The following is a 20,402-nucleotide window of genomic DNA, read 5'->3' as shown; positions in this document are numbered from 1 at the left end:
TCATCGGCTTTGATCGCATCTCGGAGTATGCGACGGCCGACCTGGGATACATCATCGAGGTCGAGCGGTTCCAATCCAAGGTCGGCGGTGGCAACAAACTGGTGCCGATTGCGCTTCGAGTCACCACCATATTCCGGCGGGAGGAAGGCGGGTGGAGGATCGTCCTTCGTCATGCCGATCCGATAACCTCGGCACGCCCGCCGACGTCCATTGTCGGGGAGTAGAGCGAGCGCGCTGGATTTCAGCGAAGGGGCAAACGCTGCGCTGGCCTCGTGGTGTGAGGTCGTGATCTAGGAATCGGCGCAACCAACGAAACCGGCGTGGCGCGAGCCGACGATCTAAGCAGGAGGAAGAAGGCCGGCGTCACTCAAGAGGGAGGTTGCCTGAATTGGCGCCGGCCAGACGGTCCAATCAGGTCCGCCGCGCCTCAAGACATAGCTGAGTCTTGACGCCGCGTCATGTGGCAGGATGAGGTCGTCCGCTAAGCCTTCGCCTTCCGCTTGACTTGAGCTTAAGTACGCAGCCTAACGCCCGGCCCGCCGGCGGTCGTCTCACCCTCTGCCAGGAAGATCACGCCAGCCAATTCCAGTGCCTGCCTGACGGCGATAACGTTGTTAACGCAGCCGGAGGCTTGGCCTGTGGACGCTTCCATTCTGCGAAGCGTTGGTGCCGAGATTCTGGCGCGCTGAGCAAGCTCGGTCTGGCTTAGACCAATCATTAGGAGGGAAGCACATCCGCATAATGGGCGCGCAGGCTCGGGATCAGGCTTCCTCCGTTCAGAACGCAGACGCACTTGTGCCACTGCAGTGCACATTCGCCACAGGGCAAATCTGGTCGTGCCGATGGCCAAGAGGCGACCTCAACCAAGCCACCCTGCGTGGAACCAGGCGCCAGATTCCAAGTTCTAGTATCCAGCCTCGGCAGACTGATCAGTGACCTGGATATTGCCAGTATGTTCTCGAATGTCGCTTCACTTGCCGGCGGGCATCGCGTCGATATGGGTGAGACCAGCTCCGGCCTCGCTTTATGCAAACGAGGCAGAAATGACATCGAAAACAAGGTCGGCCACAATCAAACCGTACGGCGGACCGGTCGGCGGCTGGGGCTCAGCTAAATCCGTGGCCGCGATCATCGCGAGAGAGCACGTCCCTTTGAAAGCCCCAAAGCTGCTTTCGATCCAGAATAAGCCCGACGGATATATGTGCGTCAGTTGTGCCTGGGCAAAACCTGCTCAACCGCATCCGCTCGAATTCTGCGAAAGCGGAGCAAAGGCGACGGCTTGGGAAATCACGTCCCGACGGGCCGACCCCGCGTTCTTCGAAAGACACACACTCAGCAAGCTGGAATTCTGGCCAGATCATGACTTGGAGGAACAGGGCCGGTTGACCCATCCCATGCGCTGGGATGCGATCAGCGACAAGTATGTTCCGGTGGCGTGGGCAGAAGCTTTCGACGAGATCGGCAGGGAGCTGGGCGCGCTCGATCCTCACCAGGTCGACCTTTACACCTCGGGCCGCGCATCTCTTGAGGCGAGCTACATGTATCAGTTGTTTGCCCGCATGTATGGCAGCAACAATTTACCGGACAGTTCCAACATGTGCCACGAAAGCTCGTCGGTGGCACTTCCGGAAAGTATCGGCGCCTCTGTCGGCACAGCAATTTTGTCGGACTTCGAAAACACCGACTGCATTTTCTACATCGCCCAAAACGTGGGAACGTGCTCCCCGCGCCTGCTGCACGACCTCCAGGACGCTGTCGACCGCGGCGTGAAGATCGTCACCTTCAACTTGCTGCGCGAACGCGGCTTGGAGCGCTTCATCAATCCGCAGTCGCCGGTTCAGATGCTGACCGGCCAAGAGACGAAGATTTCGTCGGAATATTGTCAGGTCAAAAATGGCGGCGATATCGCCGCTCTGTTCGGCGTCTGCAAGGCGCTCATCGAAGCCGACGATGCCCTCAAGGCATCAGGCGCCAGTCGGGTAGCAGGAGAGGACGGCAAGCCGAAGGATCCTGACGATGCGGCAATGGTCGCATTCGCGGCCTCAATGGCCTCGGCCGATAAGAAGCACGTGCTCGATCATGATTTCATCAAGGAGCATACCGCCGGATACGAGGAATTTGCTCTAGCCGCACGAGCCCACCAGTGGGATGAGCTGGAGCGGGTGTCAGGACTGAGCCGCGATCAGATGAAGCAGGCCGCGACCATCTACGCCAAATCCGATGCCGTGCTGATGGTGTATGGCATGGGCCTGACGCAACACCTCATGGGCGTCCAGAACGTCCATATGGTTTGCAATCTCGCGCTGCTGCGCGGCAACATCGGCAAGCCCGGAGCCAATATCTGCGCCGTCCGCGGCCATTCCAACGTTCAGGGACAGCGCACCGTCGGAATAACGGAAAAGCCGGGGCTAGCACCGCTGGACAAATTGTCCGAGCTTTATGGATTTGAACCGCCGCGCTGGACAGGCCGCTCGACAGTCGAGACATGCGAAGCAATCATGAACGGCCAATCCCGTGCCTTTATCAGCCTTGGCGGCAATTTCCTGAAAGCGGTGCCTGAGACCACCGCCATGGAAGAGGGATGGCGCGCACTGCGTCTGAGCGTGCAGATCGCGACCAAGCTCAACCGCAGTCATGTCTTGCACGGCGAGATCGCCTATCTCCTGCCTTGCCTCGGCCGTATCGAGGTGGACGAGCAGGCGACTGGTCCGCAGGCCGTGTCGATGGAAAGCTCAATTGCCCACTTTCATGGTTCTCGCGGAAGAGCAAAGCCCGCAAGTCCAACCCTTCTGTCGGAGCCCGCGATCGTCGCCGGCATCGCCAAGGCCACGCTTGGGAGGACCAAGGCTCCATGGGACGCCTGGGTCGGCAACTATGCGGAAATCCGCGACGCCATCGAGCGGACGTACCCGGAAACCTTCAAGGATTTCAACAAGCGGCTTTTCAAGCCTGGCGGGTTTGCCCGGCCGCTGCCGGCACGCGAGCGAAAATGGGTGACCCAAAGCGGGAAAGCGAATTTCATTACACCAGGCAAACTCTTTCCCGAATTTTCCACGTCTGGCAGAACCGATGTTCTGCACCTTGCGACGCTGCGATCAAACGGTCAGTTCAACACCACGATCTATGGCTACAGCGACCGTTTTCGCGGCGTTGAAGGCACGCGCCGGATTGTGTTCATGAATGGGGAAGACATCGACCGGCTGGGCTTCGCAGATGGCGAATTCGTTGATGTGACCACCGCCATCGACGACAATTTCGTCCGCAAGGTCACCGGCCTGAGGATCGTTCCCTACAACATCGCACAGGGCTGCTGCGCGGCGTATTTTCCCGAAACCAACCCGCTCTTTCCATTGGCCCATCACGACCCGAAGTCGAAGACGCCGTCATACAAGCTTTTGCCAGTCCGCCTTAGCCGATCTCGCTTAACTCCAGATGATTGATCCCATGGGGGCAGAGAACCGCTTGACAGAAAGGACCGTCGCAAATCCGACGTCGGCGCTGGCGGCGGGCGCGCTTCTGCTTCTCGTTGGCGTGGGCGGTCTGCTCGGTTGGCTGCGGCAACCGAGAGAGCTTCGCCTCGATCCGCCGGCTGCCGCCGACCTCGACCGGTTCCGTCCCATGCCCAACGGCATCAGCGGAACCCCGCCCCAGAGTTATTTTGCGCTTGGCAAGCCGTATGAAACGGACGCTTACAATCTGAGCCAGGGTAAGCGCCTCTACGCCTGGTTCGGTTGCGCGGCATGCCATGGTGATGGTCGCGGCGGAGCCGGGCCCAGCTTGGTTGACGGCTGGTGGCTTTACGGGCCCGAGATGGTTTCCATCGTCGCTTCCATCCGGGACGGCCGCCCGCACGGCATGCCCGCATTTCACGGCCGAATGACAATCGAGCAGATCTGGCAGCTCGCAGGATATGTTCAGACAATCGGTTCCTACACGCCGAAGATAGCCGCGCCCAGTCGCAATGATGATAAACACACCCGCCCGGCGGAAAATCGCGGCCCGGCGATAATCCTGTTCGACGAAGGACCGGTCGGCCAAGAGCCGGGACCATCGCCTTGAGAGCCGTCAGCGCCCTTCTGATTGCCGCCCTCGCGTCGGGCTGCAGCGGCAATCAGTCGGCACTTGATCCGCACGGCGCTCCCGCGATACATGTGGAGCACCTGATCATCGGCATTATCGCCATTTGCACGGTGGTCTGGGTGCTGGTGATGGCCACGCTTGGCGTGGCGCTTCTAAGGGGCCGCCGCGCCGGAGCGGACAACGCGAAACACGAGGCACGGCTGACAATGACGGTGGTTGCCGCGGTCGCGGCCACCGTAGCCATCATCGCCGGCGTGACGATCGCGAGTTTCTACACCACCCGCAATATTGGCGTCCCGGAAAGCGCCGCCCTTACGATCACTGTGCGGGGACAGCAATGGTGGTGGCAGGTCTTTTATGCCGGCGCCGGCGCAGCGCCCGGATTTCAGACTGCCAACGAAATTCACATTCCCATCAGGACGGATGTTCATCTTCGGCTTGAAAGCCTCGATGTCATTCATTCGTTCTGGGTGCCCAGCCTTGCCGGAAAGCAGGATCTTGTTCCGGGTCGTTCCAACAGTGTGCTGCTGCGAGCCGAAAAGCCAGGCGTCTACCGGGGGCAATGCGCCGAGTTCTGCGGCCTGCAGCATAGCCATATGGCGATCATGGTCGTCGCCGAGGCGCCAGCGGACTATGACCGTTGGGCGGCTTCGCAGCGTGGTGATGCGATGACGCCGGCCGATCCGGACGCCGCTGCAGGACGAGCGGCCTTTCTGGCAAAGCCCTGTGCTGCCTGCCACACGGTCCGGGGCACACCCGCCAATGGCACGACCGGACCGGATCTTACGCATATCGGCGGCCGGCGGACGATCGCCGCCGGGCTTGTGGAAACCACGCGCGGTTCGCTCGCTGCCTGGATTGCCGATCCGCAAACGCTCAAGCCCGGAAACAACATGCCGGTGGTCCCGCTAACCAGCGCCGAGCTGCAGAATATCTCCGCCTATATGGAGAGCCTGAAATGACGGGCAGAGATGGCAGCAACTCGCGCGACACCGCCTTCAACGATGCTGAACTCGATCGCCGCCTTGCATCGGTCTGGTCAACACCGCCGGGCCTTTGGGGTATTCTATCGACCGTCGACCACAAAACTATCGGCCGGCGCTACATCACCACGGCCTTTGTCTTCCTGGCGCTGGGCGGCTTGCTGGCCCTGCTGATGCGGCTGCAACTGGCGCAACCCGAAGCCCGCCTCATCGGACCCGATCGTTACAACCAGATTTTCACCATGCACGGCACGAACATGATGTTCCTTTTTGCCGTGCCCGTCATGCAGGCGATGGCCGTCTACCTCGTGCCGTTGATGGTGGGAACGCGCAACATCGCTTTCCCGCGGCTCAATGCGTTCTCCTACTGGATCTATCTCGCCGGCGGCTTGCTGTTGTGGCTCGCCTTTGTGCTCGATGCTGGACCGGATATCGGCTGGTTCGCCTATGTTCCGCTGTCCGGGCCCCAGTATGCGGCGGGAAAGCGAGCTGACATCTGGGCGCAGATGATCACGTTCACCGAGGTTTCAGCACTCGCCGTGGCCGTCGAAATCGTCGTTACGGTCTTCAAGCAACGCGCCCCGGGAATGTCTCTCGACCGGATCCCCTTGTTCGTATGGTCGATGCTGGTCACGTCGTTTCTTGTCATCCTGGCGATGCCGGCGATCGTGATTGCCTCCACGTCCCTTATTCTCGACCGGCTGGTCGAGACGCATTTCTTCAATCCCGCCGAAGGCGGCGATGTGCTGCTGTGGCAGCACCTGTTCTGGTTCTTCGGACACCCTGAGGTTTACATCATCTTTCTGCCGGCGGTGGGGATGGTATCGAGCATCGTCGCGACATTCACGCGGCGGCCCGTGTTCGGCTATCTGGCCATGGTGATGGCCATCATCGCCACGGGCGTTCTGGCGTTTGGACTTTGGGTCCATCATATGTTCGTCGCAGGCCTTCCCCGGCTTGGACAGAGTTTCTTCACCGCCTCGAGCATGGCGATCGCGGTCCCGGCGGGACTGCAGATATTCTGCTGGCTGGCGACGATGTGGGCAGGCAGGCCGATCTTCAAGACACCGTTTTTGTTCGTCATCGGCTTCGTGGTTACTTTCGTCATTGGCGGCCTGACCGGCGTTATGGTGGCGTCGGTCCCGTTCGACACACAAGTCCACGACACCTATTTCGTCGTCGCCCACTTCCACTATGTCCTGATCGGCGGCGCGGTTTTTCCTTTGCTTGGCGCGGCCTATTACTGGTTCCCTAAACTCACGGGCCGCATGATGAGCGAGACACTCGGGCGCTGGGTCTTCGGTCTGATCTTTGCCGGCTTCAACCTGACCTTTTTCCCCATGCATATTCTTGGTCTGCGCGGCATGCCGCGCCGCATCTATACCTACCAGCCTGAGATGCCATGGTCCGCCCTGAATATGTTCATCAGCCTCAGCGCGATCATTCTCGCTCTCGGTTTCCTGCTGTTTTTCGTCGATGCGATACGCAGTGCCAGGTCAGGTGCCGCCGCGCCATCCAATCCCTGGGGGGCCTCGACGCTCGAATGGGCGACCTCTTCGCCGCCGCCGCCGTACAATTTCGCCCGGCTGCCGGTGGTCGGCAGTCTCGAACCTTTATCAGACCACTCAGATGACCTCCCCGTTGCCGCAGGCCTGCGTGTCGACCGTCGTGAACTGTTGGTCAGCAGCGTCGTCGAAGCGATTCCGGAAGCGCGAGAATCGTCGTCGGGGGATTCGATCTGGCCGCTATGGGCAGCACTTGCCACCAGCGCGACGCTGATCTGGTCGATATTCACCCCGTGGGCAGTAGTCTGGGGGTCGATCCCAGTGGCGATCGCACTCATCGGCTGGTTCTGGCCAAAGGGCGTGCCGGAGGACGAGTCATGAAAGAAGGCACCACGCTCGACCTGACGGACCTTCCGCCGCACGGCCTCGGCACCGCGAGTGTGTCCTGGTGGGGAACGCTTGCCTTCATGCTCATCGAAGGCACGGGCTTTGCGCTTTCGATCGTTGTCTATCTCTATCTCATGAGCTTGGCCCAGCGTTGGCCCCTGGATGCCCCACCTCCTGATCTACTTGCCGGAACGACCCTGACAGCTCTCTTGGTGGCAAGCCTTGTTCCCAACATCGTCCTCGCCCGCTGGGCACGTAACCAGGACTTGCTGAAGGTTCGTATCGGCCTGATCGTCATGTCGCTGCTCGGCATGGCGCCGCTTATCCTGCGTGCCTTCGAGTTTCCCGCTATGCATATCAAGTGGGACCAAAACGCCTACGGCTCGATCGTGTGGGTCATGCTCGGCCTGCACACGACGCATATTCTGACCGATCTGGTCGAGACGCTGGTGCTGACTTGCCTGATGTTTTCGCGGCATGGCGACAACGCGCGACGCTTCGGAGACGTCAGCGACAACACGATGTACTGGAACTTTGTGGTGGCGACGTGGTTGCCAATGTATGCCTGCCTCTATTGGGTTCCACGGCTATGACGATCCGTTGGCTGAAATACACAGGCCTTGTGGTGCCGCCCCTAGCCTGGGCCCTTAACACCCAGCTTGGACAGGTCACGCCCTACACCGATTGCCAACGGAATGGCCTGTGGACCGCAATCTCTTGCGGCATCCTCCTCCTCGTTTCGGTTGCTGGCGTCATGGTGTCACGAGCGCTTTCAACGGGAACGGCCAAGTCCGAACGGGTCATCGCCGATGCCGGCTCTCTGATCGCGCTAGCGTTTGTTTTTGCGCTGTCATTGCAGGGGGCGGCCACGGTGCTGCTGGACCCATGCCAACGCTGATCTGCACACTGATCTCGTTTATGGTTGCTAGCCCGGCGATGGCACACGGCGACGATGTATATCCTGCGGGCTATCCCTGGACCTTTGATCCGTGGATCGCAGGACCATTTGCCATCCTTGCCGCCCTGTATGGGTTAGGCATCATAAGGCTGGCATCGCGAAGCCGAAGGCCGGGCGGCTTGCTCGTCCGCGCCTTGCCGTACTGCTTCGGCATGCTGACATTGGGGTGCGCGCTGCTCTCGCCGCTTCACTGGCTAGGCGAGCATCTTTTTACCTTTCATATGATTGAGCACGAGATCGTCATGGCTGTGGCGGCGCCCTTGATCGTGCTGGCACGCCCGGCTGGCATCCTGCTCTGGGGCCTACCTGGGAAAGCCCGTCGCATCGCTGGGTCGCTGATGCGTTCGCCTCTGATATGCGGGCCATGGGACTGGTGTACGTGTGCCACAAACGCGACCATCATTCATGGCTTGGCCATCTGGGCCTGGCACGTCCCGGTGTTGTTCGACGCGGCCGTGAACGACACGGCATTGCACCGCCTCCAGCATCTCAGCTTCTTGGCGACAGCGATATTGTTCTGGTGGGCAATTGTTTGGCGAAGCGATTACGGCACCTCAGCTTGGCATGTGTTCGCAACCATGATCCACACCAGCGTTTTGGGTGCTTTGATGGCGCTCGCTCCACGCGTGCTCTACGTGGCTCAGACCCGGCCCGCGATGGCCTGGGGGTTAGCACCCCTGGAAGATCAGCAGATGGCGGGCATCATCATGTGGGTGCCTGCCGGCACGATCTATGCGGCGGCGGCAATGACGATGCTGGCGCTCTGGATTCGCGGCGCGAGCGAAAGACGGGCACAAAATGCCTGACCTGCCTACCTCTCCCACGGGCCGTGCGACCTTGATGGGTATTGTCCTCGTCGCGGCATCGGCCGCTTTCGTCGCGGTCAACGTCGCGCGCGACAACCACACCAGAGCGGTGGTGGCCAAAACAATCACCGGCGGCGACCCTGATCGGGCTCCAGCAATCTTTCGCCGGTATGGCTGCTCCGGTTGCCACACCATTCCCGGCATACCGGGAGCTGACGGCCAGACCGGTGGGCCGCTGACCGGGCTTTCGAAGCGTGTGTACATAGCGGGCGTGCTGGAAAACAATTCCGACAACCTTGTCACATGGATCGTTTCGCCCCGAAGCTTTTCGCCGCGGACCGCGATGCCTGCGACCGGCATTTCGCCAGAGGAAGCCAAAGACCTTGCCGCCTATCTCTACGCCCAATGAGACCCCGATATTTGCCTTGACGCAATCCCGGACGGAACACCGCTTCAAGGCCGCGGCGTGGCTATCGGCGGCAGACCTTTGATGTAGCGCGCGATCGCCTGGCGATCACTGTCAGGCAGCATTGCCGTATTTGTCACCACATCGGCCATGGAGGATCCCACACGTCCGTGGTTCGGCGTCTCCCCCGTTTTAAGCATCGTGGCGATGTCGTTCTCGGTCCATCCGCGCATTCTGTCCTGCGTGATGTTCGGCACAAATCCCGTGCCTTGGGGATCGATGCCACCGGCAAAGCGAGTGTCCGGTTTGATTGCGCCAAAGGCGTTGCGGGTAGAATGGCACTCAGCGCAGTGCGAGATGGTCTCGACGAGATAAGCGCCACGATCATGCACAATATCTCGGTCGAGGCGGGCAGCGGTTGATCGTTGGCGAAAAAACAGCAGTTTCCAAATCCCCACGGACCGTCGGATGCCGAACAGCAGCGCAGGGTCATGCGGGGGTGCACGACCAGACACCTTCGGAAGTGTCTTGAGATACGCGTAGAGATCCTTCACGTCGTCAGGCGTCATGCTGGTAAAGCTCGTGTAGGGAAAAGTGGGATAATAGTGATCACGCTTGGGCGACACGCCGCTGATCAAGGCGTTCGCCAAGTCGGTGACAGTCCATGCGCCAATACCATCCACCGCATCGGAAGAAATGTTGGGAGGCCGAAAGGTGCCGAATGGTGAAGCGAGCGCCATACCGCCGCCAAGCCTCAGCCGGTCGGGCTGTCCTGGTGTCGCGTGACAGGACGCACAATCACCTGCAGCGAAGACGAGCTTGCCGCGCGCGAGATCGCCCCGGCCTTCAAATTGCCGATCCTGATCCTTAAACAGAGGCCTCGCCGCGGTCATGTACCACAAAACCGCGGCGACGGCCCCTGCACACAGGAAAACCGCAAGAGCAAATTTCCACGCGGTGCTCCGCGTGACGATCCCCGAGCTCTTGGGCGGCCCCGCCTCGCGCTTGCCTTCAAATCCACCTTTCATGTGAGAAAGTTGCTCAAGGGTGCATCGCAACCGAGGCCTGAGTGGGTCGGAGATGTCGATCTGGTCCCAGGGGATGCGGTAGAGGCAATCGCGGTGACGCAGGTGAAAGAAATCGAGGACCGCGGTGCCGATCGCCAAGGCGGAGAGGCGCTCGAAAGCGGCGAAAATGCCGACGTGGAATTCGGTGACGACCATATCGTCACCGTGCCGTTCTGCTCGCATCTCTTCTATGTGACCGACGCTTTTGCCGCGCAGCGAGAGCACCCGTCGACCAGCGAGATGTTCAAGATTGACGGTGTCCATGTCAGGCTCCCGGGATGCGGCCGATGACGTGGTTGCGCAGCCAGTCTTGCCAATCGAAGATTGCTGTCCGGTGCACGTCGATGTCGACTTCGATGTCGACGCCGATATCGCGCACCTTGTTCCACGCTATGCGGTGCGGCTCGGCATGGCGTTCGCCGCCAAACCTTGCCGCAAGCCATGCCATCCAGCGTCCCGGCCGCGAACCAAGACGCCGCGCCAGCGTGATCGACCCGAGCTCGACCGCGACGATCCTGGGCGGCTTGCCTTGCCTCAACTCGGCCACCAATCCGTCCACCTTGCCGATCTTGACCCGCTGGCGGTCAAGGACCTGTTTGTCCAGCAGATCGCGCAGCACATCCATCATGAACCTCCCAAAATCTGCAAGGGAATGCTCACCACGGCAAGGACGAAGCCAAGCGCGACGATGAAGATCACCGCGGCGTTCGAAATCATGCCATTGCGGTGCTCGCCGACATAGCGCTCATCGTTGAGCAGAAAGAGGAACGGGACCACGGTCAAAGGCAGGCTGGCCGCCGTCACGGCCATGGAGAAGATGGTAAGCTTCAGCGGGTCGAGGCCGAGCGCGATCGGGATGGCTGCCACCAGTAATGAGAGCGTATAGACACCGCAGAAGGCAGGATCACTGCGGGGTTTCAGGTCCTCGCCCCACGTCCATCCAAAGCCTTGTGCGACGAGATACGCCTGCTGCAGGCCGATTTCGAGTGCCGCGCCGAAGCACGCTATGGCAAGCGAAGCTACAAACAGGACAAAGCCCCAGAACCCGAATATCGGGATCAGCATCAGCGGCAGTTGGTGATAGTCGTTGACCTGGTTGATGCCGTGCGCGCCGAGCACAAGAGCGGCCACGATCAGCACCCCGAGCGAGATGGTGCCGCCGAAGCTCATGCCGAGGCCCGCAATGGCGCGGTTGGTGCCGAGATAGGTTTTGTCCCAGTGGTCCTCGACGGCGCCCGAGGAATAGAACATGAAAAGGTAGGGCGATATCGACGCGCCCAGAATGCTGACAGCCATAAACCAGTAGCTTGCCGGGTCATGCTCCGGCAGACCGGGCACCGCCCCGGCAGCGACCTGTTTCCAATCTGGCTTCAGCATCACCGCCGCGACCACGAAGCAGAGCGTGACGAGACCGAGAATCGCCACGCCCTTCTCGATAAAACCGAAGGTGCCTTTCCATAGAAACAGCCACGCCAGGAACGCCACTGGCAGGGCCCACCATTGAAAGCCTATCCCTGTCGCAAGTTCCGCAGCGATGGAAACGCCGCCGATTTCTGCCGACATCACCATGAAGTTGACCAGCAAAATGGCCAGCAAGGGCCACAGGAAGGCATTGAAGCCGAACCTCTCTCGGATCCCGTCCGTGATCGTGTGGCCGCTGACGGCAGCGAACCGGCCAGCCATCTCGACCAGGAAGATGATGCAGATGGTGCCAAGGAGGATTGCCCAGACCAGCCGGAAGCCGAAAGTCGCCCCGGCTTGCGCGGCTGTCGCCATCGATCCAACCTCAAGGAAGCCGCCAACGCTGGTGACGATGCCAAGAGAGATTTCCAACAGCTTCTTCATGATTTGGGCGCGACAGATCTGGCATAGAAGGCGGCGAGGTCCGTCGCGGCCGTCGCGAGTTCCTGCCGCGCCTGGCTCACCTGCCGCGGGTTGCCGGCCTCCACCCCGGCCTGGGCGCGCCTTGCCGCAGCCGACAGCTGGCCGATCGCCTCCATGACACCGCGACTTTCGGAAGATGGAGGAGAATTGTCAGCCTGCATCTGCCGACCTGCCTCGGCAAGCGTCTCGGCCGATGATTGCAATGTGGCCGATGCATAATCTGAAGGGGCAGCCCCGGCGGCCCAGGCGTCCAAGACCATGGCTGCCGTCCGCGAAGCCGACGCCGCGATTTTTGATTGCTGGGCGACGTGGTCGGATGAAGAACAGGCGGCCAAAGCGAGCATGAATAACAACAGGCATGGGCGCCAAAGCCGATAGGCGTCGTTTTTGACAATGCCCAGGGTTAGCTGCATGGCCACGCAACGATCGTCCGGCCAGCCTGTGTTTCGGGTGCTGACATCAGGGATCCCGGACTGTGGATTTCGGCTTCTTGGGAAATCGTATCACATCACTGGGCAACCGCCGACTTGGTATGCGTGGAGGATTGGGACCTGCCTGCCCGCAACAGCGTGACCCACCGGCGTGCAACTCCATAACGCTTGACGCCGACAAAGTGGCCCGTTGTCTGAAAAGACGCACAAGTTCGGGGTGGAGTCCGTCACTTCGGAGCGAGGCCAGGTCGTGAAGAAATAACAACTCCATTGCGTGCCCTTTCCACGCCGACATCAGGCTCGTCTCGCAACCGAGGTCTGCTGAAATGCGCGACCAGCGAGTATTTGCATCCAGCCTGCGTTGACAGCTCTTCTTCTCATCTGAGTAAAGCTGCTGCGATCGGAAGGTTCCGCCGCGCTCACAAATTCGCCTGCGGGGACCGATTGCATTGACGCTTGTTGATGACGAAACGCATTGACCGCGTTCCTGAAGGCTCGCCGACCTTGTTCTGCTTTTACGCCCGCAAAGGCAGCACATAGATCGGCATCGCCCTCCTCGCGCTAGCTGCGGACCAGTTGGAAAAACGCGGATACGGCCAAACGCCGAAGCGACACGCCGAAGTGTCATGGACGACCCATTTAAATGGTTGGCAAGGGAACTGCCGGCTTCTCTCCGAGTTAGAAAATGCCCACGACGGGTCATTTCAAACAAGCCAACAAGGAGCACACAGCGATGGCAACCACCAAGAAGGCAAGTGCGAAGACCAAGAGCCTTGAGGATCTGTTCCTCGACGGTCTCAAGGATCTCTACTACGCCGAGAAAAAAATTCTGAAGGCCTTGCCGAAGATGGCCAAGGGCGCGGATGACGGGCAGGTCACCGCAGCCTTCGAAAAGCATCGTGCCGAAACCGAGGGCCAGGTGGAACGGCTTGAGGAGGTTTTCGAAATCCTCGGCGCGGCTGCGCGCGGGAAAACCTGCCCCGCCATCGACGGCATTCTCGAGGAGGGATCCGAAATTCTCGAGGAGTATGAGGGTTCGACGTCGCTTGACGCCGGGCTCGTTGGCGCCGCGCAGGCTGTCGAGCACTACGAGATCGCGCGCTACGGCACTTTGATTGCATGGGCTACCTCCCTTGGCAAGGACGATATCGTTCAACTTCTCAGCGCGACCCTCGAGGAGGAGAAAGCTACAGACAAGGCCCTGACGTCTCTGGGCGAAGCCGGCGTGAACGACCGGGCGGCCGAATTGAAAGCGGCTTGAATTGAGACGGTTTTCAATGGTCCCGGCGCGTCTGCCGGGGCCATTTCTATTGCAGCATGGAGAACCGGGGCCCTGCCGTGGATTGGCGCAAGCGGACCACAACCGGAACCATTGTGGGATGTCGACGTTTCACAAGGCCACCGCGTGGCCGACAGGGGATTTCGGATTCATGGAAAGCGCAGCTGTGGCGGGGGACGGATTTGGGCTTCCGGAAATCGATTATCAGGATTTTTTCGAGAACGGCGGCATCGGTCTGCACATCGTTGACGGCGCCGGCCGTATTCTCCATGCCAACAAAGCCGAGTTGAACCTCTTAGGCTATGAAGCCCCTGACTACGTCGGTCGCGACATCGCCAGCTTTCACATTGATGAGCATGCCATCAACGACATCCTCGCCCGTCTCGCGCGAGGCGAAGCCGTCGAGCGATATCCGGCCAGACTGCGTGCACGCGATGGCTCGATCAAGCACGTGGAAGTCAGTTCCAGCGGCCATTTCGAAAATGGTCAACTGGTGCATTCGCGCTGTTTCACCGTCGACGTGACCCGGCTCAAATCCGCCGAATTGGCGGTGAACCAAAATGAGGACCGCTTCCACCAAATCCTGGATGCATTGCCGGTCGCGGTCTACACGACCGACGCACGAGGCATCATCACCTACTGTAACAGGGCCGCGGTCGAACTTGCTGGCCGGGAACCGAGGATTGGCCAGGATCAGTGGTGTGTCACCTTCCGCCTGTTCACCGTCGATGGCGAAGAGTTGCCTCACGACCAATGCCCCATGGCAATCGCGCTCAAGGAAAATCGTCCGGTCCGTAATGTCGAGGCCATCGCGCAGCGTCCCGATTGCAGTTTCTTTCCGTTCTTGCCATTTCCGACTCCCCTGAGGGACGAGCACGGCAATTTGGTCGGCGCCGTCAATATGTTGTTGGACCTGACCGACCGCAAAAGAGGCGAGGACGCCGTCCAGCACCTTTCAGCAATCGTCGAATCGTCCTTCGATGCGATTGTGAGCAAGGATTTGGATGGGTTCATCAAAAGCTGGAACAAAGGCGCCGAGCGGCTGTTCGGCTACACTCCCCCCGAAGCCGTGGGGCGGCATGTGACCATGCTGATCCCGCCTGACCACCATGATGAGGAGCCACGGATCCTCGAGCGTCTCCGGCGTGGCGAACGGCTCGATAGCTACGAGACAATCCGCCAACGCAAAAACGGGACACTGGTGCCGGTCTCACTCACCATCTCGCCGGTCCGCGACGCCGCAGGCCGCATTGTCGGTGCTTCGAAAATCGCCCGCGACATAACCGCAGCCAAGGAGAGCGAACACCGCATCCGCATGCTGATGCGCGAAGTCAATCACCGGGTGAAGAACCAGTACTCGGTGATCCTTTCAATGATTCGCGAGACCAACAAGCGTTCGGAAAGCCCCGACGTGTTCGAAAAACAGGTGCGGGAGCGCATCATGGCGCTGTCGAGATCGCACGATTTGTTGATCTCGGCGGACTGGAAAGGCGCCACACTCTCCGATCTGATCTTGGCTCAAGCCAAATCCTTCGGTCGGGAAGACGCGATCACAATGGCAGGTCCTCCCGTCACGCTCAGTCCCCACGCCGTGCAATATCTCGGGATCGCGTTCCATGAACTGTGCACAAACTCCGCCAAATACGGAGTGTTGTCCGGCAACCGAGGCATCATCGCAGTCACATGGGGCATTGCTGGTGGGCAAGACAGTCAGACATTCAAACTGACCTGGGCGGAGCAAGACGGCCCTGCGATCAAGTCTATCGGTAACAATGGCTTTGGGAGCGTCGTGCTCAATCGCGTTACGCCGCGGGCATTAAGTGGGACCGCGGAGCTGACCTACGGCGCCAACGATGTGCTCTGGACGCTCGAAGCCCCGGCATTTTTCGTCGAGGCGTCGCTGTTCAACGACGAGCGCGGCACTGAACCACTAGACGCATAGCGCCGCTCTTTAGGCTGAAGAGAGCTGTCAATCCCGTTTCCGCCAGCCCTCAGAGCCCTCGGCCTCGGAATTTTGCGTCGGGCGGCTCGGCAATACGCGCGGTTTGACGCTCGTCACGCCATCGTTTTCGCGACCATGGTCGCTACGCACATATTGCCCTTGGGCGTCGTTCTCGACTTTCTTGCGCAGGGTCTCTTTCGCTTTCGACATTGGCGCATCCTCCTGCCAGTCTGTCGTTTGGTCGAAAAAATACAAAGCCGCGGACTCAACCCCCGCCCTGTTTAAGAAGCCGGGCCTCGCGCAGGATCGATGCCCTGTCCGTCCCGACCAATGAAACGATCTCACGGATTTGGCTCTCCGTAACTCCGCACTCGCGCGCCAGCGCCCGCACGGCTTGCGGGGTTATGACCGGGCGTCTGGTTTCTTCGTCAGCCATTGCTCATTCCTTTCAGTTCGAAAGGGAACGCTCCAGCTCATTCGGCGGGGGGTGGCCTGTCGGATGAACCTTTCCTATAACTTGACCCTCGCCTCCCGCGCCCAAAGCCGAAGTTTGCGGCACGCCTCCACGTACGTTCCGGCAGTGTTCCCATCTGTCAAGGGAATGAGGCCTTCATCGGCTACCGGATCGACGCCCGCCTTGGCCAGAATAGGAACCGCGCCGGGCGTAAACCCGATGAATTTGCAATGGGCATAGGCATCCGCAACGAAATCCTGTGCTGCCGCCTCTCCCGTGAGCAATTCCGCGCCTTCTTCGGTGAGCAGCAGAGCCACTGCGTCAAACAGTACGGACGAGCCGCCGTCGATCATATGCTTCGCAATAATCTTGGTGCCGTCACTAGCCTGCACACCGCCCACCTTCAGGGCAATGACTTCCAAGGTCGCCCCTTCATCTTCGATCGCGGCTTGCAAGGCTTTGAACAGAGCGGCGTCGGCCCCATTGCTGACCAGTACACCGACCTTGCGGCCCTCGAAACTGTCGGGGCCGTTCTCGATGATGCTCAAGGCCGGCGATGGCTCCAGATCCTTTCTCGGTGCCACCGTTGCGTCCGCCGGCTTCGGCAAATCGGTAATGCCGAGCTTGTCGGCGACTGTCGCGGCCAACCCTTCGTCAATGTTCAACAGGTGTGCGATCATTCGCTCCCGGATGGCCGGGGTCTCCACCTTGCTGAGCTCAAAGGTCAGCGCTTGGGCGATGTGGCGCTGCTCGGGAGGCGTCTGGCTGTTGAAGAACTGGCCAGCCTGGCTGTAGTGGTCAGCGAAGCTCTCAGGGCGCACCCGCACTTTTTGCCCCTCCTCGCCGTCAGCGAAGGCGTGAAAGCCACGCTCGGGGGATTCGCGCGGTCCCGCACCAAACGAGTTCGGCTGGTAGTTCGCCCGTCCGACCGGATTGCGCATCGCCATTTGGCCATCCTGCTGAAAATGATGGAACGGGCATTTCGGCGCATTAATCGGCAGATGGGTAAAATTGGGACCGCCGAGGCGTTTCAGCTGGGTGTCTAGGTAGGAGAAGTTGCGACCCTGCAGGAGCGGGTCATTGCTGAAATCGATGCCCGGCGGGACATTCTGGGTCATGAAAGCGACCTGTTCGGTCTCGGCGAAGAAGTTATCCGGCATGCGGTCGAGGACCAGACGGCCAACGGGTATCGGGGGCAGGACCTCTTCCGGTATGATCTTGGTAGGGTCGAGGATGTCGAAATCGAAGCTGTCGGCAAATTCCTGGTCGAAAAGTTGCAGACAGAGCTCCCATTCGGGGAATTGGCCGGCTTGAATGGCATTCCAGAGATCCCTGCGGTGAAAGTCCGGATCGGCGCCATTGATTTTAACCGCTTCGTTCCAGACCACGGATTGCATGCCGAGTTTCGGCTTCCAGATGAATTTCACGAAAGTGGACTCGTTGGCCGCGTTGACCAGCCGGAAGGTATGGACCCCGAAACCCTGCATGAAACGGAACGACCGCGGAATGGCCCGATCCGACATCACCCACATGATCATGTGCATGGATTCGGGCGTCAGGCTGATGAAATCCCAAAAGGTGTCGTGTGCCGACTGGGCCTGTGGAAAATCCCGATCGGGCTCCGGCTTTACCGAATGGATCACGTCGGGAAACTTGATGGCATCCTGGATGAAGAACACCGGGATATTGTTCCCGACAATGTCCCAGTTGCCCTCCTTGGTGTATAGCTTCACCGCGAAACCGCGTACGTCGCGGGCCAGGTCGAACGAGCCCTTGCTGCCTGCCACCGTCGAGAAGCGAACAAACGCTGGCGTTTTTTCGCCAGCACGTTGGAAAATGTCGGCACGGGTGTATTTGGCGAGGGAGTCGTAAGTCTCGAAAAAGCCGTGGGCGCCGTAGCCCCGGGCATGCACGACCCTCTCGGGAATGCGCTCGTGGTCGAAATGGAAGATCTTTTCGCGGAAGTGGAAATCCTCAATGAGAGTTGGACCACGCGCTCCGATCTTGAGCGTATTCTGATCGTCGGCGATCGGGCCTCCCTGAGCCGTCGTCAAATTGTCTGTGTTACCTTCCGCAACCTGGTGCAGCTCTCCACCCTGCCCTCGAACAAGGGTTTGGTCGTGGATCGTCGCGGCATTGGGATTGGGGGGAGCTGCTTTGCGCGCCATTGCGGTCCTCCTTTGGGCTTGCTCTGCGAGGGGTTGCTGAGCAACCCGCGGTAAGCCGACAGGTTCCATCGAACCGGGGTTCCAAGCCAATTTCTTCGACGGTGGTTTTAGGTGGACAGCGCGGAACCGACCGTACCGTCCCATGTGAGGCGAACGGCGCAATTGCTGGGAGCCCCCATAAGTCAACAACATGATGGGGATCGTAAGAAGTGTCCCTCGCATGGATTTTGCGGCCTTGCTTGCCTACTCCGAGATCGCGCACATCCGGTTCTCGACAGGTCGACCGCAGATCGGCGACGATGCGACAAGATTTGCAGTCAGATGTCCCTTCAATCAAGCATTCCCCGTCAATCAAAGGCCAGAATCTGCCGTTAACTCAATGTCCAAAAGCCGACGCTCAGCGCCAAACACGACCTTTTTGACTACGCGGCGTTCATAGCCGACTGAGTTTGGGAGTGAGTCGCAACGGGCCGTGCCGTAGGTACTCTTGGGGAGGTGCTTCTTACGGCCAGCCTGCCTCGGTCCGCCCAATCCGTTGCCGTTGTTTTTTGTCATTTGGCGCCCCCCCCGGCTTACTCCGGCACGCGAGTCGTACCGCCCATTGCCCTCTTGCGAAGACGTTAGCCAGGAGTAAGTGTTCTCTCGAAACCCTGTATAGGAGCCCGGTCGATCCGCATTGCAGCCGATAGATCGAGCTCCTTTAATTTGTGCTGACGAGGTGAGCTTAGCACCCTGCGGTCGTGGTCTTCATCTGGCCAGGGGCAGCTGTTTTGGCGTGAGTGTCCTGCTGTCCGGGAGCCGCTTGTTTCGCACTGCCGGCCTGTTGACCAGGCGCGCAGTCCTTCGCCGAGTTTGGATTGGTCCCGCTCGTTGTTGTAGAGTCAGTGGCCGGATCACTGGCACTTGGCACCGTTGTGGTGGTCGTCGTTGTCGCAGACGATCCGCTGGTTGTGGCGCTCGACTGCGCGAAGGCAAGGCCGGTAGATAACGCCATTATGACTGATGCGAAAAGAAGCCGTTTCATTCTCATCTCCTGTCTCAGGCGGCAATGCCCCTTCGGTTTCATAACCGGGAAACTGGCAGAGGGTTCCTCAAATTGGTAAGCTCCGGGCCAAAGTCGGCGCGAGCGGCGGTGAAGGGCGAGGCTTCGACCCATGCCTTAGCTTTTCCCCATCATCTTGACGATCTGTGCTAACTTCATAGCGGTTTGCACTGGACCTGCCGAGATGCCGAGGATCAGCCTAGACCATCGATTGGCGACACGTGCCGATATGCCGGCGCTGGCTGTGCTGATGAATGCAGCCATCGGCGAGCTTCAAAAGCCGTTCCTCACAGAGGAGCAAATCATTTCGAGCCGAGCAATCATGGGGCTCGATACGCAACTCGTCGATGATGGAACATATTTCATTGTGGAGCAAAATGGCATCTTGGCCGGTTGCGGCGGATGGAGTCGGCGCGCAACTCTCTACGGCGGCGACCGTTCGCCCGGGCGCGATGCAGCGCTGCTTGACCCGACGAAAGACGCTGCGCGCGTGCGTGCCATGTATACGCATCCCAGCTTCATTCGCCGAGGCGTGGGGCGTCTAATCCTCACGCTGTGTGAGGATGCCGCCCGCGGCGAGGGCTTCACAAGTGTCGAGCTTATGGCAACAATGGCCGGCGAACCGCTCTATCGGGCCTGCGGCTTTGAGGCGGTTGAAGAAGTCGTCGACAACCGAGGCGGAGCGGGCGTGCCACTGTTGCGGATGAGGAAGGCGTTGTGACTGATCGGCGGGCGAGCACTCATAGCCGGTAGCTGACGATATCTGCGAGGCACACGGCGGCATTGACGCACATCAATGCAATGGGGGGCAAGCGCGCCTCGGCCGCGATGGCTGATCCGGGTCAGGGCTTGCGGTAGAAGTCCTCTGAATGAATCGCAAGAAAAACCAACGGCAAATCTATGTTGTCGCTACAGTCGAGGCTTGTCGGTTAAGCGCCTAGGTTCGTCTGCTCCCATCGCCTGATTTTGACAGTCGCCCACTTCATGTCGCCCAATGCTGTCATTGAGCT

Annotated in this window: 19 protein-coding genes; 12 read left to right on the top strand and 7 right to left on the bottom strand. The window is 60.0% G+C overall.

Annotated elements, in window-relative coordinates:
• Positions 1 to 224 (top strand): Cif family virulence factor (locus NKH03_RS26785; RefSeq protein WP_502913563.1); only part of this gene is annotated, 224 nt, incomplete at its 5' end.
• Between the two features lie 287 nt (positions 225 to 511).
• On the opposite strand, the gene NKH03_RS26780 is transcribed toward NKH03_RS26785, so the two are convergent.
• Complete coding sequence (locus NKH03_RS26780; RefSeq protein WP_352870814.1) at positions 512 to 718, bottom strand: transcriptional regulator; 207 nt, start codon at positions 716 to 718, stop codon at positions 512 to 514.
• Between the two features lie 325 nt (positions 719 to 1,043).
• Between NKH03_RS26780 and NKH03_RS26775 the strand changes: the two genes are divergently transcribed.
• From NKH03_RS26775 to NKH03_RS26740, 8 genes are read left to right on the top strand one after another with little or no spacing between them, the layout of a single operon-like run.
• Positions 1,044 to 3,440, top strand: a complete 2,397-nt coding sequence (locus NKH03_RS26775) for an FdhF/YdeP family oxidoreductase (RefSeq protein ID WP_352971636.1) — start codon at positions 1,044 to 1,046, stop codon at positions 3,438 to 3,440.
• A gap of 4 nt (positions 3,441 to 3,444) precedes the next feature.
• Positions 3,445 to 4,059 (top strand): c-type cytochrome, encoded by a 615-nt coding sequence (locus NKH03_RS26770; protein WP_352971639.1) that lies wholly within the window; start codon positions 3,445 to 3,447, stop codon positions 4,057 to 4,059.
• The gene (coxB, locus tag NKH03_RS26765; RefSeq protein ID WP_352971633.1) at positions 4,056 to 5,042 is read left to right on the top strand and encodes a cytochrome c oxidase subunit II; all 987 of its coding nucleotides are present in this window, start codon (positions 4,056 to 4,058) and stop codon (positions 5,040 to 5,042) included. Before NKH03_RS26770 ends, coxB begins: the two co-directional genes overlap by 4 nt.
• The gene (gene ctaD / locus NKH03_RS26760; RefSeq protein ID WP_352971630.1) at positions 5,039 to 6,949 is read left to right on the top strand and encodes a cytochrome c oxidase subunit I; all 1,911 of its coding nucleotides are present in this window, start codon (positions 5,039 to 5,041) and stop codon (positions 6,947 to 6,949) included. Before coxB ends, ctaD begins: the two co-directional genes overlap by 4 nt.
• Positions 6,946 to 7,548, top strand: a complete 603-nt coding sequence (locus NKH03_RS26755; RefSeq protein WP_352870809.1) for a cytochrome c oxidase subunit 3 — start codon at positions 6,946 to 6,948, stop codon at positions 7,546 to 7,548. The genes ctaD and NKH03_RS26755 overlap by 4 nt, the downstream gene beginning before the upstream one ends.
• Positions 7,545 to 7,853, top strand: coding sequence for a hypothetical protein (locus tag NKH03_RS26750; protein WP_352971627.1), 309 nt, complete (start codon positions 7,545 to 7,547; stop codon positions 7,851 to 7,853). Before NKH03_RS26755 ends, NKH03_RS26750 begins: the two co-directional genes overlap by 4 nt.
• Positions 7,841 to 8,719, top strand: a complete 879-nt coding sequence (locus NKH03_RS26745; RefSeq protein WP_352971624.1) for a cytochrome c oxidase assembly protein — start codon at positions 7,841 to 7,843, stop codon at positions 8,717 to 8,719. Before NKH03_RS26750 ends, NKH03_RS26745 begins: the two co-directional genes overlap by 13 nt.
• Positions 8,712 to 9,128 (top strand): c-type cytochrome, encoded by a 417-nt coding sequence (locus NKH03_RS26740; protein ID WP_352971622.1) that lies wholly within the window; start codon positions 8,712 to 8,714, stop codon positions 9,126 to 9,128. Before NKH03_RS26745 ends, NKH03_RS26740 begins: the two co-directional genes overlap by 8 nt.
• A 44-nt stretch (positions 9,129 to 9,172) precedes the next feature.
• Here the strand turns inward: NKH03_RS26740 and NKH03_RS26735 are convergent, their stop codons facing one another.
• Genes NKH03_RS26735 through NKH03_RS26720 form a run of 4 tightly spaced genes read right to left on the bottom strand, consistent with a single transcriptional unit; the run spans position 9,173 to position 12,495 of the window.
• Positions 9,173 to 10,456, bottom strand: a complete 1,284-nt coding sequence (locus NKH03_RS26735) for a c-type cytochrome (protein WP_502913562.1) — start codon at positions 10,454 to 10,456, stop codon at positions 9,173 to 9,175.
• Between the two features lies 1 nt (position 10,457).
• On the bottom strand, positions 10,458 to 10,817 hold the full coding sequence (locus tag NKH03_RS26730; RefSeq protein WP_352870832.1) for a hypothetical protein: 360 nt from the start codon (positions 10,815 to 10,817) through the stop codon (positions 10,458 to 10,460).
• Positions 10,817 to 12,037, bottom strand: a complete 1,221-nt coding sequence (locus tag NKH03_RS26725) for an Nramp family divalent metal transporter (RefSeq protein WP_352880513.1) — start codon at positions 12,035 to 12,037, stop codon at positions 10,817 to 10,819. The genes NKH03_RS26730 and NKH03_RS26725 overlap by 1 nt, the downstream gene beginning before the upstream one ends.
• Positions 12,034 to 12,495: a hypothetical protein gene (locus tag NKH03_RS26720; protein ID WP_352870804.1), complete on the bottom strand. Its 462-nt coding sequence runs from the start codon at positions 12,493 to 12,495 to the stop codon at positions 12,034 to 12,036. The genes NKH03_RS26725 and NKH03_RS26720 overlap by 4 nt, the downstream gene beginning before the upstream one ends.
• A 745-nt stretch (positions 12,496 to 13,240) precedes the next feature.
• Here NKH03_RS26720 and NKH03_RS26715 point away from each other — a divergent pair.
• Positions 13,241 to 13,768 carry a YciE/YciF ferroxidase family protein gene (locus NKH03_RS26715; RefSeq protein WP_352870803.1) on the top strand — a complete coding sequence of 176 codons (528 nt, stop codon included), beginning with the start codon at positions 13,241 to 13,243 and terminating at the stop codon, positions 13,766 to 13,768.
• Between the two features lie 118 nt (positions 13,769 to 13,886).
• A complete protein-coding gene (locus NKH03_RS26710; protein ID WP_352971619.1) occupies positions 13,887 to 15,728 on the top strand; it encodes a PAS domain S-box protein in 1,842 nt (613 codons plus the stop codon).
• 27 nt (positions 15,729 to 15,755) lie between these two features.
• On the opposite strand, the gene NKH03_RS26705 is transcribed toward NKH03_RS26710, so the two are convergent.
• Positions 15,756 to 15,938 (bottom strand): hypothetical protein, encoded by a 183-nt coding sequence (locus tag NKH03_RS26705; protein ID WP_352870801.1) that lies wholly within the window; start codon positions 15,936 to 15,938, stop codon positions 15,756 to 15,758.
• Positions 15,939 to 16,238: 300 nt separating this feature from the next.
• Complete coding sequence (gene katE / locus NKH03_RS26700; RefSeq protein ID WP_352971616.1) at positions 16,239 to 18,350, bottom strand: catalase; 2,112 nt, start codon at positions 18,348 to 18,350, stop codon at positions 16,239 to 16,241.
• 1,226 nt (positions 18,351 to 19,576) lie between these two features.
• Here katE and NKH03_RS26695 point away from each other — a divergent pair.
• Positions 19,577 to 20,113, top strand: a complete 537-nt coding sequence (locus NKH03_RS26695) for a GNAT family N-acetyltransferase (protein WP_352971613.1) — start codon at positions 19,577 to 19,579, stop codon at positions 20,111 to 20,113.
• Positions 20,114 to 20,402 lie beyond the last annotated feature (289 nt).

This window comes from Mesorhizobium sp. M1406 (assembly GCF_040317555.1).
In the GTDB taxonomy this organism is placed as follows: Bacteria; Pseudomonadota; Alphaproteobacteria; order Rhizobiales; family Rhizobiaceae; genus Mesorhizobium.
Note: the sequence above shows the minus strand (reverse complement) of the source record. Positions and strands in the feature narration are given on the sequence as shown.

Bases quoted from the DNA above. Each gene is read 5' to 3' on its own strand.
- NKH03_RS26780 (WP_352870814.1), bottom strand. From the start codon at position 718: ATGATTGGTCTAAGCCAGACCGAGCTTGCTCAGCGCGCCAGAATCTCG.
- NKH03_RS26775 (WP_352971636.1), top strand. From the start codon at position 1,044: ATGACATCGAAAACAAGGTCGGCCACAATCAAACCGTACGGCGGACCG.
- NKH03_RS26770 (WP_352971639.1), top strand. From the start codon at position 3,445: ATGGGGGCAGAGAACCGCTTGACAGAAAGGACCGTCGCAAATCCGACG.
- ctaD (WP_352971630.1), top strand. From the start codon at position 5,039: ATGACGGGCAGAGATGGCAGCAACTCGCGCGACACCGCCTTCAACGAT.
- NKH03_RS26755 (WP_352870809.1), top strand. From the start codon at position 6,946: ATGAAAGAAGGCACCACGCTCGACCTGACGGACCTTCCGCCGCACGGC.
- NKH03_RS26750 (WP_352971627.1), top strand. From the start codon at position 7,545: ATGACGATCCGTTGGCTGAAATACACAGGCCTTGTGGTGCCGCCCCTA.
- NKH03_RS26745 (WP_352971624.1), top strand. From the start codon at position 7,841: ATGCCAACGCTGATCTGCACACTGATCTCGTTTATGGTTGCTAGCCCG.
- NKH03_RS26740 (WP_352971622.1), top strand. From the start codon at position 8,712: ATGCCTGACCTGCCTACCTCTCCCACGGGCCGTGCGACCTTGATGGGT.
- NKH03_RS26735 (WP_502913562.1), bottom strand. From the start codon at position 10,456: ATGGACACCGTCAATCTTGAACATCTCGCTGGTCGACGGGTGCTCTCG.
- NKH03_RS26730 (WP_352870832.1), bottom strand. From the start codon at position 10,817: ATGGATGTGCTGCGCGATCTGCTGGACAAACAGGTCCTTGACCGCCAG.
- NKH03_RS26725 (WP_352880513.1), bottom strand. From the start codon at position 12,037: ATGAAGAAGCTGTTGGAAATCTCTCTTGGCATCGTCACCAGCGTTGGC.
- NKH03_RS26715 (WP_352870803.1), top strand. From the start codon at position 13,241: ATGGCAACCACCAAGAAGGCAAGTGCGAAGACCAAGAGCCTTGAGGAT.
- NKH03_RS26710 (WP_352971619.1), top strand. From the start codon at position 13,887: ATGTCGACGTTTCACAAGGCCACCGCGTGGCCGACAGGGGATTTCGGA.
- NKH03_RS26705 (WP_352870801.1), bottom strand. From the start codon at position 15,938: ATGTCGAAAGCGAAAGAGACCCTGCGCAAGAAAGTCGAGAACGACGCC.
- katE (WP_352971616.1), bottom strand. From the start codon at position 18,350: ATGGCGCGCAAAGCAGCTCCCCCCAATCCCAATGCCGCGACGATCCAC.
- NKH03_RS26695 (WP_352971613.1), top strand. From the start codon at position 19,577: ATGCCGAGGATCAGCCTAGACCATCGATTGGCGACACGTGCCGATATG.